This is a genomic window from Arthrobacter sp. E3, assembly GCF_017353415.1.
Classification (GTDB): Bacteria; Actinomycetota; Actinomycetes; order Actinomycetales; family Micrococcaceae; genus Specibacter.
Genome location: NZ_JAFMPX010000043.1, coordinates 13,057 through 27,839, shown reverse-complemented (window position 1 = coordinate 27,839; position 14,783 = coordinate 13,057). Strand labels below are relative to the sequence as shown.

Annotated in this window: 11 protein-coding genes; 4 read left to right on the top strand and 7 right to left on the bottom strand. The window is 62.3% G+C overall.

The features are described 5' to 3' along the window. Positions 1-106: 106 nt before the first annotated feature. The 4 genes from JMA46_RS14750 to JMA46_RS14735 form a co-directional block, all read right to left on the bottom strand. On the bottom strand, positions 107-1,465 hold the full coding sequence (locus JMA46_RS14750; protein WP_207346104.1) for an amidohydrolase: 1,359 nt from the start codon (positions 1,463-1,465) through the stop codon (positions 107-109). 149 nt (positions 1,466-1,614) lie between these two features. Next, positions 1,615-2,445 carry a creatininase gene (locus tag JMA46_RS14745; RefSeq protein WP_207346103.1) on the bottom strand — a complete coding sequence of 277 codons (831 nt, stop codon included), beginning with the start codon at positions 2,443-2,445 and terminating at the stop codon, positions 1,615-1,617. Between the two features lie 79 nt (positions 2,446-2,524). Beyond that, the gene (locus JMA46_RS14740) at positions 2,525-3,775 is read right to left on the bottom strand and encodes an aminopeptidase P family protein (protein WP_207346107.1); all 1,251 of its coding nucleotides are present in this window, start codon (positions 3,773-3,775) and stop codon (positions 2,525-2,527) included. A 55-nt stretch (positions 3,776-3,830) separates the two neighbouring features. Next, positions 3,831-5,369 (bottom strand): cytosine permease, encoded by a 1,539-nt coding sequence (locus JMA46_RS14735; protein WP_207346102.1) that lies wholly within the window; start codon positions 5,367-5,369, stop codon positions 3,831-3,833. 115 nt (positions 5,370-5,484) lie between these two features. Between JMA46_RS14735 and JMA46_RS14730 the strand changes: the two genes are divergently transcribed. Then, a complete protein-coding gene (locus JMA46_RS14730; protein WP_207346101.1) occupies positions 5,485-7,023 on the top strand; it encodes a PucR family transcriptional regulator in 1,539 nt (512 codons plus the stop codon). 164 nt (positions 7,024-7,187) lie between these two features. Next, positions 7,188-8,318 carry an IS110 family transposase gene (locus tag JMA46_RS14725; protein ID WP_207346100.1) on the top strand — a complete coding sequence of 377 codons (1,131 nt, stop codon included), beginning with the start codon at positions 7,188-7,190 and terminating at the stop codon, positions 8,316-8,318. A 292-nt stretch (positions 8,319-8,610) separates the two neighbouring features. Here the strand turns inward: JMA46_RS14725 and JMA46_RS14720 are convergent, their stop codons facing one another. Beyond that, positions 8,611-9,414: a tryptophan-rich sensory protein gene (locus JMA46_RS14720; protein WP_207346099.1), complete on the bottom strand. Its 804-nt coding sequence runs from the start codon at positions 9,412-9,414 to the stop codon at positions 8,611-8,613. A 176-nt stretch (positions 9,415-9,590) separates the two neighbouring features. On the opposite strand from JMA46_RS14720, the gene JMA46_RS14715 reads away from it, so the two are divergent. Further along, positions 9,591-11,075: a family 20 glycosylhydrolase gene (locus JMA46_RS14715; protein ID WP_207346098.1), complete on the top strand. Its 1,485-nt coding sequence runs from the start codon at positions 9,591-9,593 to the stop codon at positions 11,073-11,075. A 9-nt stretch (positions 11,076-11,084) separates the two neighbouring features. Here the strand turns inward: JMA46_RS14715 and JMA46_RS14710 are convergent, their stop codons facing one another. Next, positions 11,085-11,639, bottom strand: coding sequence for a DUF488 domain-containing protein (locus tag JMA46_RS14710; protein WP_207346097.1), 555 nt, complete (start codon positions 11,637-11,639; stop codon positions 11,085-11,087). A 74-nt stretch (positions 11,640-11,713) separates the two neighbouring features. Next, complete coding sequence (locus tag JMA46_RS14705) at positions 11,714-12,769, bottom strand: alpha/beta fold hydrolase (RefSeq protein ID WP_207346096.1); 1,056 nt, start codon at positions 12,767-12,769, stop codon at positions 11,714-11,716. A 194-nt stretch (positions 12,770-12,963) separates the two neighbouring features. Between JMA46_RS14705 and JMA46_RS14700 the strand changes: the two genes are divergently transcribed. Beyond that, the gene (locus JMA46_RS14700; RefSeq protein WP_348770185.1) at positions 12,964-14,712 is read left to right on the top strand and encodes an ABC transporter substrate-binding protein; all 1,749 of its coding nucleotides are present in this window, start codon (positions 12,964-12,966) and stop codon (positions 14,710-14,712) included. Positions 14,713-14,783: the final 71 nt, after the last annotated feature.

Genomic DNA, 14,783 nt, shown 5'->3' with positions numbered 1-14,783 from the left:
AAAGTTCAAGCGGTGGACACAGTCTTTACGGCGTCCTAAAAGCCCTCCAGGAAATCATCATCGGCATGCTCGACCGCTGTCCCGCCTGCCAACGGCCACCCCCAACCTAACAAAGTACTACTAGGAGCCTGTCACGGAATGCCTTGCCCCACCAGCGGATGTGGCCGATCAAGAACGACGGCGACAGCCCCAGTGCGGCCATCCTCTCGATTTGTTCGGGGTGAAGGACGCTGCAGTGCTCGATCCGGTGGCGGTGATCGGACCGCGGGTGGGATTTCAGCGCCTGTTCAAACGCGTCGATCGTGACGTCGATGGCCGCGTCGCCGTTGGCATGGACCCCCAACTGCCAGCCGTCAGCGTGGGCGCGCTGGACTACGCGCGCCAGTTCCTGCGCTGAATAGTTCAGCGAGCCGCGGCTTTGCGTACCGAGGTAGGGTTCGCGTTGGAATCCGGTGTGGGCCTGGTTGGAGCCGTCGGACCAGGCTTTGATGCCGTCCACCCTGAACAAGTCGTTGCCAAAGCCAGGGCGAAGCCCCATCTCCATCCACGCGTCATAAGCGGTGGAAACCAGCATTCCGCGGTAGCGCACGGGTGAATCTGCATCGATGGTCGCTTGGAGTCCGGCCAAGTCGGCGGTTCCGTCGATGGAGCCGATCCCGCAGTCGTGGAGCATGGTGACGCCCTTGCCAGCTGCATGCCACAGCAGGTCACGGATACGTGCGGTGGCTGCATCGCCGGTGACGAACGGGATTCCCTTTGTGAAGGCACCCAAGGCCGAGGACTCCTCGAGCCGGCCCGTCAGTTTGCCGTGTTCGTCGCGTGTGTACCTGCCAGCGGGCGGGTCCGGGGTATTTTTGTCCACTCCAGCCCGGGTCAGGGCTGCAGAATTCACGTAGGCGATGTGGCCGTTGCTTTCCAACACCAGCAGCGGACGGTCGGGAACCAGACGGTCAAGGACTTCACGGGTGAGAACAGGGTGGCCCTCGGTGATGCTGGGGTCGAACTGCTGGGCCAACACCCAACCTGTGGACGCCGCGGGGGCGCCGCGGAGCGCTGTAAATACGTCGTCGGCACGTGGTGTGCTCATCGGGCTGACATCGACCCAGTCGTTGAGCTGGACCATGGAGGAATGCATGTGCGGGTCGATGAGCCCGGGCAGCAGAGTCCGTCCGTCCAGATCCAAACGTTCCGTCTGGCTCCCCGCAAGTCCTTTCAACTCCTCAGCAGTTCCGACGGCCATGATCCGCCCCTGCCTGACAGCCACGGCTTCGGCATGCGGGAGGTTGCTGTCCATCGTGATGATGGGGCCGCCGGTGATCAGCAGATCGGCATCGCCGTGTCCGGGGTTCTCGTGCCCGGGGTTCCCGGGGTGGTCTGTGGTGGGGTCCGGCTGCTTGGCAGGCGTTGTCCCGGGCGGGCCGGATCGAGCCGCCGCCGTGCCGGGGGAGGATTTGAGGGGTTTCAACGTCGAGACAGGATCACAGGCTCCGCACATGTTCCCTATGCTAACCCCGGCTCTCCCTGTTCGCGGGTGTTGCTGGTTGCGGGCCCCAGCGCGGAACCCGCTTCCGCCTGGGGCTTCAATCGACTGAAGGCAGCGCCTTGGAATGCTGCCTATGCCACGTCGCACACCGTGGAACTGCTCATCCAGGTCGGCACGCCTGCGAGTTCGCCAATCAGTTCGCCGGCGAGGTCCAGTGCCAGGTCGTCAACCACCTGGTCATGGAGCAGCGCACCCTTGGCTGCGCTGGATCCGGCTGCCGAGGAGAGACAGCCGGTGGGCGGCGTCCGTTCCGGCACCACGGGGAGCCGGTCGAAACGCGGCAGCACCGCCGCCGGGCTGTCCACCAGACGCTCCATGACAACCCTGGCCGGCTCAAGGTGGAGCATGAGCGAGGTCTCCAACACCCCGCCATGCTCGATTTCCCACCCGGGAAAGCCGTCGGGATAGACCTGGGCCAGAGTGTTCTGGCTGACAAAGTCCCAGTATGACAGCAGCAGCACGCTCTGCCCCGCCCCGGGTGTGATCCCCAGCTCCTCCAAGGCAAGATCGATCCCCTCATACAGGAACTGGTAGTTCTCGAAGTGTCCGTTGATAAAGACCACATGCCGGACGCCTTGGTTGAGAAAGGACTTGACCAGGTTGCGCGCCATGCCAATGAGCGAGGCGCCGTCCAAGCTGGTGGTTCCAGAGAGGTGATTGCCGCCGCCGGACTTCTGTTGTGACTTGTAGCCGTAGGCGATTGGCTGGGCCACAAGTGCACCCAGCCGCCGGGCCACTGCCGCCGCGAAATGCGTGGACAGGATGGTGTCCGTCCCCAGCGGCAGGTGTGGCCCGTGCTGCTCCAGCGACCCGACGGGGATGAGGACAATCGCCTCTTCGGACGTCAGCGCTTCGCGGTAGGCGAAGGCATCCATGTCTTCCAGAAATACTGACTTGTCCATCGTGGTGCTCCTCAGTGGGTTCAGCGTGCAAAAAACGAACGCTGCGGCGGCTCGGGCAGCCGCCGCAGCCGGGTGGTTGCTAAACGTTGACGATGTTGTGTTCGGGGCCGAACCCGAACTTCGTGATGTTCTCAGCGCCGTCCTCGCCGACCACCAGGATGTCGTGCTCACGGTAGCCGCCGGCGCCGGGCTGGCCGTCCAGAACAGTGATCATCGGCTCCATGGAGACCACCATGCCCGGCTCCAGCACGGTGTCGATGTCCTCGCGCAGTTCCAGTCCGGCTTCGCGGCCGTAGTAGTGGGAGAGGACGCCGAAGGAGTGGCCGTAGCCGAACGTGCGGTTGGCGAGCAGGCCGCGGTCCACGTAGATTTCGTTCAGTTCCGCGGCGATGTCCTTGCAGACGGCGCCGGGCTTGATGAGTTCCAGTCCGCGGCGGTGGACCTCAACGTTCACGTTCCACAGCTCCAGCGAGCGGGCATCCGGCTCGCCCAGGAACAAGGTGCGCTCCAAGGCGGTGTAGTAGCCGCTGGTCATGGGGAAGCAGTTCAGCGACAGGATGTCGTGTTCTTGCAGTTTGCGGGTGGTGGCCCAGTTGTGGGCGCCGTCGGTGTTGATGCCGGACTGGAACCATACCCAGGTGTCGCGGATTTCGGAGTCGGGGAAGGTCTTGGCGATCTCGTGCACCATGGCTTCGGTGCCGATCAAGGCGACCTCGTATTCGGAGATGCCGACCTTGATGGCGTTGCGGATGGCCTCGCCGCCGATGTCGCCGATGCGGGCGCTGTGCTTGATGACTTCGATTTCTTCTGCGGACTTGATCATGCGCTGGCGCATGGCGTCCTGGGCGACGTCGACAAGTGTGGCGCCAGGGAATGCTGCTTGGATCTTGTTGCGGTTGTCCAGCGGCAGGGTGTCATCTTCAACACCGAGACGGCGGACGGAGACGCCGCGTGTGCGCAGTGCTTCCTGGATGGCGAAGATGTAGTTGTCGCGGCGCCAGTCCGTGTACACGATGTTCTCGCCGTAGCTGCGGCGCCACGGCATGCCGGCGTCGATGTTGGCGGTGACGGTGACGGTGTCGTTCGCCGTGACGACCATGGCGTAGGAGCGGCCGAAGTAGGTGAACAGGAAATCGGAGTAGTACTTGATCGAGTGGTAGCTGGTCAGCACGACCGCGTCCAAGTCCTTTGCTGCCATGATTTCCCGCAGGCCGGCGATGCGGCGCTCGAGTTCGGCGTCGGAGAAGGTCAACGGCACCTTCGTCCCGTTGTGCAGCACCTTCAACCGCTCCAGCTCGGAGACGTTGGTTGCGGTAGTGGGAAGGCTCATGCTCATGTGGGTATTCCTTTGCATTGATGGTGAAATTTGGGTGGCAGGGGCGGTCTTAGGCCACGGGTTCCGCTACGGGGATCTTTTCTGCGCAGGCATCGCCGTGCTCTGCCAGCACCGCCGCTTCCGGCAGGTCCATGCGGATGCCAAGGGGCACGCCAGCCCTGATGCGTTTGCGGAAGCGCGGGTAGCCAAGGGCGAAATAGATGGTTGAGGCGGTGATGGTGCCGGCCAGCCATGAAAGGTCGAGCCCGCCGATTGCCTTGGAAAGGGGACCCTGCAGGGCCGGGATTCCGCCGTTCATGAACAACCACGTCATGAGGATGCCGGCGAAGAAGGCAATGAAGGCCGGGGGGTTGATGGCTTTGAGTGCTGTCGACTTCGGATCCACGAAGAGATAGGAGAAATCCTTGTGGTGCCGTTCGAAAATGAAGTAGTGGACAGCCATGATGCCGCCCCACGTGGCCACCCAGGCGACGATGGCGCCAAGCCAGGAGTCCAGGAGCGTCGCGAAGTCTTCCGCGAACATGAAGCCGGCAACCGCGCACATGGACAGAATGCCCACCATGATTGAGAGCTTGCGGCGGGAGATCCTGACGTCCAGCGCTTGGAAGGCGACGCCAAAGGTGTAGAGGTTGATGATGTTCGTGGCGATCGGACCGTGGATGACCAGAAGGATGACGGGGATGGCCATGGTGCCGAAACTGGAGACAATCAATTCCCCGGGGTCTGCCGAGCCGTTCTTCGTGGCCAGGCTGGCGCCAAGGATGCCCAGCCAGACGACCGGCAGGAACTGGCCCAGGACGCTGACCAGGTACAACTTGGCAGGCTTGACCTTGCGGCTGACGAAGCGGGAGTAGTCGGGGGCGTACGTGAACCAGCCAATGCCCCATCCGATGCCAATGACGGTCATGATCGATGACATCGCAGCGATCCGCGGCATGCCTTCAAGGATGGCGCCGGCAGGCCCCGCGTAGCCCCAGTTGATGTCAAGGTGGGTCCAGGCAATGATGGACATGACGACCAGCACGATGATGGTGGGCGGCATGGTGATCCGCTCGAACTTCGAGATCGCCCGGTAGCCGCGGTAGCAGATCGCCACCTGGATGGTCATGATCACGGCCGCAATCGTGATGCGTACGAGGATGTTCCGCTGGCTGGGGTCCACCCATTCGATCATGCCGAACAGTGCCATGACCAGGTCAAGGATGACCCACGTGTTCACGGCGGACCAGCCAATGGCAATCGTTGCCTGGATGGCGGCCGGGAGGTAAGCGCCGCGCCGTCCAAACGCGCCGCGGGCCAGCAACATGCCGGTGGCACCGGTCCGCTGGCCCAGGATTACGAAGAATCCGAAACCCATCATGCCGATGATGTTGCCTGCGATCAGGACGGTTATGGTGTCGCGCAGTCCCAGCCCCATGTGGATGCCGAGGGCTCCGAGGATCCAGTTGATGGGGGCGACGTTGGCGCCTGCCCAGATCCAAAACTGTCCCGACAGCTTCGTGGTCCGTGCAGATTCGGGAATGGGCTGGAGGACATCTTCAACCTCGACGACCGCTGATTCGTGCGATCGTTGTCTTGGCTGGTTCATGAAGGTCTCAATTCACTACGTTGTGATGGGAGTGGAAGGTTGTTTCAGCTTATTGGTGATTTACGCCACTTCATAGAGACATTATGATTACACTAAGTTGAGTAAAGGTGACTAAATGTCGCACATCGATGACGGGACTTTCATGATCACGCTTGCAGAAGTCCTAGCTTCGGATGCCATGTCCGCCGCTGACCCCATGCTGCGCAGCAATGTGCCGGGCACCTTGCGCCGCGTTGTCCGGTGGGTGCATTCAAGCGAGGTCCTCGAAATTGCCCCGCTCCTGCGAGGAGGCGAGCTGCTGCTCTCCGGCGGAGAGGCGCTGCTGGCCCTTCCCCCGCAGGAGCAGGAAGAGTATGTCCGCAGCCTGGCAGCGCGGAACATCGCTGCGCTGGCCGTGCAGACGGCGGATCAGGCCATAACTTTGCCGGAGCGGCTCATCGCGGCGGCCAATGAGAATGGACTGCCGCTGATCGACCTTCGCGCGGTGGCCCCCTTTGTTGACATTGCCGAGACGGTGAACCGCTTGGTTGTCAATGAGCAGGCGGATGCCCACTTGGTGGTGGATGACGTCTCCCGTCGCATTGCCCGCCAGATCACCGACAGGGGCCCCCACCTGCCCACCATTCTCGACATGGTTGCCGGGGCTCTGGCGGCAGAGGTGTCCCTGACTGCTGCAGACGGCCTGCACTTGGGTCATTCAGGCGCTGCTGTTGAGGGGGAAGGGTCAAAGGCGGTGGCCGGCATAGTGGTCGGGGGTCAGCTGGCTGCCCAGCTGACGCTCCGTTCAACGTCTCCGGACCCTTTCTTGTTGGAGCTGGCGGCCGACCGGCTCTCCAGCATCCTGGCACTGGCCCTGGCACAGGCCTTCCGGCCCACGCCGGCCCAGATTGCCGATGCACGCCTGTTGGAAGCTGTGATCGAGGGTGGCGGCGCCCGAACAATCCAGACGCTGTGGCTGCAGGCCGGGCTGCAGCCGGGGCAGGCTGCGGTCATGGCCGTTTTTCACACCTCAGGCAGGGAAGCGAACTTCTCCGCCGTCGAACGGGCACTGCAGGCGGGGGGAACGAATGCCAAGTCGCACCTTTGGGACGGGGAGCTGGCCGTGCTGTTTGCCCTGCCACGCGACAACGCGCGGAAGGCCCGCGAAGAGCTGCTCCGCATAGCGCGGGACACGGTGCGCGGCACAGACGCCTGCGCGGCGTTCGGGCCGACCGTGGCCGACGGCCTCCGCGCGCACGAGTCCTATGTGGAGGCACAGGCAACACTGGCCCTGGGGCTGCCTGAAGCGGGCGAGGTCTCTGATGCCATGAAGTTCCTGACCCGGCGAATTCTCGGCGCGGTGCCCGATCCGGGTTTTTTGGAAGTGTATGTACGTTCAAGTGTCGGAGAGGTGCTGGCCTGGGATCGGAAGCACGGCACGGCCCTGCTGGCGAGCCTGCTGTGCTGGCTGGACTCGGGGTGCAACACCACGGCATCGGCGCTCACCTTGAACATTGAGCGGCAGACGATGCACAAGCGGTTGAACAAGATCGAGGACCTGTTGGGCGGGGACCCGCGCACCTCCGGGAACCTGCTTGAACTTCACATTGCCGCCAGCCTGGCTGCCGCAACGCGGAACCCACGCCGGGCGCGCCCTGGAGCAAACCCTGGGTGAGTGGTTCCCGGGACCACACCCCCCAAGCTAGACAATATGAGGGAGGGCCGGGGCCTTCTGTTTTCACAGCTTCCGTGGGTTGCCAGTGAACAACCTCCTTGGCGTTTCGGCCTTTGGAGCGTTGCATTGGTAGTGCCACATGTGAGTTTTGGGAGGTCCTGGCTATGTTTCAGCATACGTTTATTGGGTTGGATGTTCACGCGGTTTCCGTTGTTGGCTGTGCCCTGAATCCTGACACGGGTGAGCTGGTGAGGATGGCCATGGATTCGGACCCGACGGTGGTTTTGGACTGGGTCCGCCGCTTCGAGGCACCGGTGAAGGCAGTCTATGAATCCGGCCCGACCGGGTACGTGCTGGCCCGGTTCCTGCGCGAGGTCGGCATTGACTGTGTCGTGGCGGCGTCCTCGAAGCTGCTGCGCGCACCTGGCGACAAGGTCAAGACCGACCGGAGGGATGCCCGTGTGTTGGCGGAAATGCTCGCCTTGGGCCAAGTCACCGAAGTCCGGGTCCCGACCAGGGAACAGGAAGACTTGCGGGATCTGTCCCGACTGCGGGCCACGGCAGCAAAGAACCTCGCCCATGCCCGCCAGCGAGTCAACGCGATCCTGCTCCGCCACGGCCTCCGCTACCCGGAAAAGACGAAATGGACCCAGGCCCACCAGACATGGCTGCACCACCAACACTTCGACTCCCCGGTGCTGCAGTTCACCTACGACACCGATGTGGAACAGGCCGAACTGCTGGCAGCCCATTTGAAGCGTATTGACCAACGCGTCGCCCAGGTTGCCAAGACTTGCCAGTACGCGCCGGTCATCGACGCGTTGATGTGCCTGCGCGGCATCGACGTCACGGGTGGGTTCGGGCTCGCCACCGAGATCGGGGACTGGACCCGGTTCACCGGTGCCACCATCGGCTCCTATCTGGGCCTGGTGCCCAGTGAACAGTCCTCCGGGCAATCCCGACACCAAGGCCCGATTACCAAGGCCGGCAGCAAGTACGCCCGCAAGCTCCTCATCGAGGCCGCCTGGTTGCACCGCCGCCCGTACTCCCGCCCTGGGCTGCGCCTAATCCGACAGCTGGACCTCGTTGGCCCGGACACGCGGATCCGAGCACTGGAAGGCAACCACAGGTTGCACCACAAATGGGAAGTCTTCGATGCCCGCAAGAAACGTTCCGTCACGGCCAACACGGCGATCGCGCGGGAACTTGCCGGGTGGTGCTGGTCTTTGGCCGCGCCCCTGCAACGCAACGAAGCCACACACCCCACCGCCGGAGGCCACATGAACGCGGCCTGATAAACGTGCTATCCGGAGTGTGGCGGCCGTGCCGTGGCAGCACTTTGGGGCTAACTCGATACGGGGCTATGAGCAAACGGCCCATCCCGTTGACGCTCGATTCTAGACACCGATACGCCCCAGCCGAACAATCGTCATGCGGTAACCAACCCGCGAATATCAGCCTGACACTGCAGTCGAAAACAAGACTAGCCAGCACGACCGCCACACCCGGACGGCACCCAACCCAGCGGCCCCCACCAAGGACGATGGGAGCCGCTCATCACTGCCTCTTGACAAAAGTTCCCACATATCAGCCCCGGCTCGCGCGAAGGCGGGTGGCAACGGTGACGGCAATAACCACCACGACTCCCACGATTGCCGCGATCGCTGCGGGTGTGGAAAGCAGGTCTCCGGTGAGCCGGGCCGCAGCCACCCACGCCAGGCCCCAGCACAGTGATGCAGTCGGGGAGAGCCGGCCGCGGCCATAGACGGCCAGCGCAATTCCTACGGCGGCCGCCACGGCGAGCACCACCACCGCCCAGGCGTTCGCATTCAAGCCAAAGCCGCCAAATCCGGATGCCACCAACACCGCGGCAATGTTGGCCGCAGTGGCCACGCACACCCAGCCCAGGTACAGGCCCATGGTGCCGTCGGTAACGACGGCGTCCAGCGTGTTGAGCGGCTTGTTATGCAGCATGAGCACAAAAATCCGGGCCAGCACGGCCAGCAAGGCAATGATGATCGGGACGCTGAGCCAGAGCAGGTCGAACTGGATGCTCAGGATCCAAGCGGCGTTCAGCAGCAGGGATGCTGCAGCGGGGTAGCCGAGCAGGCGGTGCCGGGGTGCGGTCTTTTGGGCGGGCAGAAACTGCCACACCGCGTAGGCCATCAGGCCCAGATAGATCACACTCCAGATGGAAAACGCGGACCCGCCGGGAGCAATCAACGTGGCGTCGGCAGCCAGTGCCCCGTTGGACGCATTCTGGATTTGGGTGCCGCCGGCAGCACCGGAACCAATGAAGGAACCAACTACGGCGACGACGGCGCTTACCGCCACGACTATTTGGCGCGCCCGATCGTTGGTTTGCTGAGCGGTGCTTGTTTGCTGTCCCATGATTCCATCCCCGTTGAAAGCGATCCCATTGCAGTGCAATGGATACTACCGTTCCGGGCAGGGCGGCGGCTGTGCGGCGCACCGGTCGGTTTGCGTCCCTGCGATGCTCATAGACTTGGGACCAGTCTTTTGACCCACCTCTGGAAACTGACACCCCACGGAAACGGATGCACCTGATGACCTCCACTGAAGTCCCCGCCACCCACAGTTCCGTCCCTGTGGTGGTTCCCGCCCTCCAACGCTGGAGCGCCGACGCCGGGTCCCTGGCTCTGGCGGACGGCTTCCAGGTGCTCTGGGCGGACAGTTCGCTGGAGGCCACGGCACGGCAGCTGGTCTCGGAGATCGCCGAGCTGGCGGGCTTGACCGGCACAGCTGCCTCCGCAGAGAACATGGGCGCCGGCACAGGCGACCTCGTCCTGGTTCTGGACCCCGCGCTGGACTTCGGCACCGACAATTCCACGGCGGCAGCTGAGGGTTATGTGCTGACGGTGGGGACCGGCGTCGTGCTTGCCAGCAGGACGTCGACGGGCGTTTTTTGGGCCACCCGGTCGTTGCTGCAGATGCTGCTTGCTTCCACCGAGCTGCCCTGCGGCACCGCCGTGGACTGGCCCAACTACCCGGTGCGCGGTTTCATGCTGGATGTGGGGCGCCGTTTTTCGCAGCTGGGGTATCTGGCCGACATGGTGCGGTACATGGGCTGGTTCAAGCTGAACACGTTCCTGGTGCACCTCAATGACAATGAAATTGCCAAGGACACCAAGCGCAGCTGGGACGTGGCGGAGCAGGCGTTCCGGCTGGAGTCCAAGAACCCGTGGTTTGCCGGCCTGGCGGCGACGGATGGAAGTTACACTCGGGCGGAGTGGGACAGTTTGGAGGAGCTGGCGGCGGCGCACCACGTGAACCTGGTGCCGGAGATCGACGTTCCCGCCCACGCCCGTTCGCTCATCAAGTGGAAGCCGGAGTTAGGGCTTAACGGTGGGGACTCGGACATGCTGGATCTGTCCCGCCCAGAAGCTACGGAGCTGGTCAAGGAGCTGTTCACGGAGTTTGTGCCGTGGTTTGCCGGTCCTGTCGTGCACTTTGGTGCCGATGAATACGCCAAGGACCACGAGGCGGAGTACAAGCAGTTCTTCAACGAGATCAGCGCGCACGTGCGCTCGCTTGGTAAACAGCCCATGGCCTGGGGGAGCCTGAGTACCATGGCCAACGGTGCCGGAAACCCGGAGACGGGCTACAACCGGGATGTGGTGATTTGTGCATGGAACAACGAGTGGTACAGCGGCCAGGCGGCCGTGGCCGACGGCTATAAGATCATCAACACCAATGACGAATTTCTGTACATTGTGCCGTTCGCGGACTACTACCACGGTGGCCCGCTGGATGGCCGGCTGCTGTTCGAGACCTGGGAGCCGCACGTATTTGGCGAGGGGAAGAACCTCTACCCGCAGCACCCGCAGCTGCTGGGCGCGGCCAGCGCCCTTTGGAACGATCTGGTGCTCAAGGACTACGACGAGTCCGTGATGCACTCCATGATCGAGCCCACGTTCGGGCTGCTGGCACAGAAGATGTGGCGCGGTGTGGTGCCCGGCATGGACTACGAAGCCTTCATGTCAGGCGCCGGGACAGTGTCCCGCTGGCCGGGGCGTGAATTCCTGCAGTAGCTTGAGGCTTCACTCTGCTGCGGGGTAGGTGATTTTTCCGTGTTCCACCACGGCGAACGGCGTCATTTCTGCAGGTTTGGTCGATGTTGCGGACATGATGTGTAACACCTCCGCACCCTTGACCAGCAGCGCGTCCGTGATGAGCCGCCGGTGGCACCGCCACGGCACGGCCTCGCTGCACATGATGGCGGGCACGGACTTTGCCGCGATATGCAACAACTCGTCGAGCCCCGATTGGAAGTCGTCGGTTGCCATGTAATCGGCGTAGTCGCTGAAGGCCTTGACCCGCCACCCTTCATTGGGGGTGGCGACACCGACCGGGGTGTATCTTCGGCCGCCGAGATCCTTCAGCCACCGGTACTGGATGTCCGCGGGCAATTCGGTCTTGATCGCGTCCTGGTTCCACTGCGGGTACTTCCGTGAGCCTGGAATGGAACGCACATCAACCAGCTCAGTCACGTCGTTGGCGCGCAGCATCTGAACCACGTCGTCAAAATCGTGGGTTGAATGGCCAATGGTGAATATTCGGGGTGCGACTTGTTCGACCGCCTTGGGCTTTGTCATTGAACCTTCCTTTGAGCTCCACCACGCTTTATGACTGACATCACCATCGTAAGCTTCCTCCAACGGCCCTGCACTCAGCTGTCCAGAAGCTCCTTCGCGACACTGTCAATGTAGGCGGCGTCCACTGGGCTGTCGCCGCTGCCGGCAAAGTGACCCCACACCCCAGGGATGACGCGGACTTCACCATTGGGAATGTATTGGGAGGCGTACTCCTCATCTTCAGGGCAGAAATACAGGTCCTTTTTGGCTGGCAGCGCGATCAACTTGGCCTTGATGGACTGCAACGCCTTGATGTGGTCGCCGTCGAAGCCGGGCGTTGCCCCGACGTCGCCATGCTGCCACGTCCACAGTTGGGTGAGGAGGTCGTTGGCGTCGCGCTGGCCCAGAAAGTGGCCTTCCCAATACCAGACAAGGAAGTCCTCCAGCGAGGAGAAAGCGAGATCGAGGCCCAGACGTGCCGAGAATCCCATGTGCTCGTAGACGCGGTCCCAGTAGAAGGCCTGCGAGAATCCCCAACCGGCGTAGACCCGCGCCACCGCGCGAATTCCACGTGTTGGCTGCTCAGTGTAGAAGCCGTCCTTGAAGGCGGCGTCGGCCTGCAGTGCCGCCTTCACACCTTCGAGGAACACGAAGTTGTGCGGGCTGGTATTGGAGGAGCCGCAGAATGGCAGGGCGCGCTGGACCATGTCCGGGTAGCTGACGGCCCATTGGTACGTCTGCCCGGCGCCCATGGACCACCCGGTGACAAGGGCCAGTGTCTCGATGCCAAAGTGCTCCGCCACGAGTTGGTGCTGCGCCTCCACTTGGTCGTAGAACGTGACGTTGGGGAAACGGCCCGCGTTGTAGGGGGCTGGCATGTTGCTCGGGGAACTGGAAAGCCCGTTGCCAATCATGTTCGGGACGATGATGAAGTACTTGGCCGGATCAAGGGCCTTGCCTTCCCCGATCAGCCATTCGTTGTCCCAATGGCGTCCGGAATACCAGGTGGGGTACACAATCGCGTTGCTCTTCTCGGCGTTGAGCATGCCGTACGTTTTGTAAGCCAGGCGCGCCCCTCGTAGCGTTGCACCTCCTTGAAGCTTGAAATCTCCGAGCTCGTAAAGTTCGTAATCCAGCGGAAACCCGTTCATGTGAGGCACCTTTCACTGTTGTGGGCCAAGGCAGAGCAGCCATTGAGTGGAAGGCTACCAACGTGCGCGTGAAATTTCGAGGCTTGTTAGGCAGGGCGAAGTGCTGAATCCCATGGACGAATATGGCGGCTGGCCGGGTTGGGTGGCGGACGCTCCGGGACGATGAGAACTGTTCGTTGCCAAGGGGAAGGCAAGTGACTAAAATTAGCCGGATCAGCAGTGAGACCGACGTTCGCGACTTTTCGCAGGCGAAGGAGGCTCCGATGCTCCCGTTCCGAGGCACGCTGCAGCCCGTCAGGGGAGGGCTGCGGTCCGCGCTCGCCGTCGTCTTGGCTGTAGTCATGGCAGCCACTCTGGCTGGCTGCAACATCCAAATTCACTCTCAGCCTGATCCGTCGCTCGGCTCCGACACCATGCTCGTGTCCGGGGATACCGGGTCCCCTACTTTTCAACGGGTATTCAACCCGTTTCTGCCAAACAAGCGCACGGCCACGAACTATGTTTTCGAACCGCTCATCCTGCAGAATCCTCTCGATGGTGAGCTGACACCCTGGCTCGCATCGAAGTACACGCTGCCTAACGCGTCCACGATTGATATGACGATCCGATCAGGCGTCAGCTGGAGCGATGGGCACATGATGACCGTCGGGGATGTGATCTTCACGTTCGAGTTGCTGAAGAAATTCCCCGCTCTTGACTTGTTCGGCGCATGGGCGAGCCTTGCGAGCGTCGAGGCGAAGGGTGACCACGTCGTCTTCCATCTCAAGAAGCCTGACTCACCCGCCGTCGCCATTATCGGCAACACCCTCATCGTCTCGGAACGTCATTGGAAAGACGTGAAAACCCCGACGACCTACGAAGACCCCAATCCTGTCGGCACTGGTCCCTTCACTGTTGGGGCGTTTGCGCCCCAACAGTATTCAATGGATCGCAACCCGAGTTACTGGCAGGCAGACAAGATCCAGGTGGAGCACATTGTGCTTCCCGCGACAAATACGCAACTTGACCTTGTTGCCAAGGGCTACGACTGGGCGTATGCGTTCATCTCCGATGTGAAGGGTACTTGGGGCAAGGCCAACCAGAGCAATAAGTGGTGGTTCCCGGTGGGTGGTGTCATCTCGCTTGTTCCCAATCTCACCAAGGCGCCATTCAACGATGAGAACCTGCGTCAGGGAATTTCTCACGCACTGGACCGCGACCGCATTGCGGGCTCAGCATCCGAGGGGTACATGGAGGCTGCCACGACAGTGGGGCTGCTGCTGCCGAACCAGAAGAAGTACCTTGATCCGTCAATCCCCAACAGCGGGCTCATCACGCAAGATAAGAAGGCCGCGATGGATTATTTCCAGAAGGCCGGATACACGCTGAAGGGCAGCAGCCTTGTGAACTCCGCTGGCGAGCAGCTTTCCTTCGCGATTACGACAGCCAACGGCTATTCCGACTGGCTGCGTGCGGTGCAGGAGGTCGGCAAGCAACTCGGTGAAGTGGGCATAAAGGTGACGATCAAGGCTCCCCAGCCCGCAGGATACCAAGCGGCGCTTGCCAATGGTGACTATGACATGGCCATGGGAGGCACCGGCGGAGGCGACGTCTTTCAGGCATACAACAATCTGCTGTCCTCGACCTTTTACGAGCCGACGGGCAAGCAGGCTTCCAACAACTTCCAACGATTTAAGAACGCGGAAGCCGACAGGTTGCTCGCTGCGTACCAAGGGACTACGGACGCCACGGAGCAGCAACAATCCATCCGCGGGCTGCAGCAGATCATGTACCAGCAGCTGCCGGTGATCGGGCTGTACTACGGGGGACTGTGGGGCCTGTTCAGCACTCAGAAGTTTACCGGGTGGCCGAGCGCGAACGACGCCTACATGGCGCCGCAGACGTATGGAGTCGCACCACTCGCGATCCTTACCCACCTGAAGAAAGACGAGGGGGGCAAGTGATGTCTGAGGCGGTGTCGGATGCAAGTGTTGGGCCACGGGAAGGGAAATACCGCGCGCCAATCCTGTCGTCG

Excerpts from the sequence above, each read along its gene's own strand:
- JMA46_RS14745 (WP_207346103.1), bottom strand. The coding sequence starts at position 2,445 with ATGGACAAGTCAGTATTTCTGGAAGACATGGATGCCTTCGCCTACCGC.
- JMA46_RS14740 (WP_207346107.1), bottom strand. The coding sequence starts at position 3,775 with ATGAGCCTTCCCACTACCGCAACCAACGTCTCCGAGCTGGAGCGGTTG.
- JMA46_RS14735 (WP_207346102.1), bottom strand. The coding sequence starts at position 5,369 with ATGAACCAGCCAAGACAACGATCGCACGAATCAGCGGTCGTCGAGGTT.
- JMA46_RS14730 (WP_207346101.1), top strand. The coding sequence starts at position 5,485 with ATGTCGCACATCGATGACGGGACTTTCATGATCACGCTTGCAGAAGTC.
- JMA46_RS14725 (WP_207346100.1), top strand. The coding sequence starts at position 7,188 with ATGTTTCAGCATACGTTTATTGGGTTGGATGTTCACGCGGTTTCCGTT.
- JMA46_RS14720 (WP_207346099.1), bottom strand. The coding sequence starts at position 9,414 with ATGGGACAGCAAACAAGCACCGCTCAGCAAACCAACGATCGGGCGCGC.
- JMA46_RS14715 (WP_207346098.1), top strand. The coding sequence starts at position 9,591 with ATGACCTCCACTGAAGTCCCCGCCACCCACAGTTCCGTCCCTGTGGTG.
- JMA46_RS14710 (WP_207346097.1), bottom strand. The coding sequence starts at position 11,639 with ATGACAAAGCCCAAGGCGGTCGAACAAGTCGCACCCCGAATATTCACC.
- JMA46_RS14705 (WP_207346096.1), bottom strand. The coding sequence starts at position 12,769 with ATGAACGGGTTTCCGCTGGATTACGAACTTTACGAGCTCGGAGATTTC.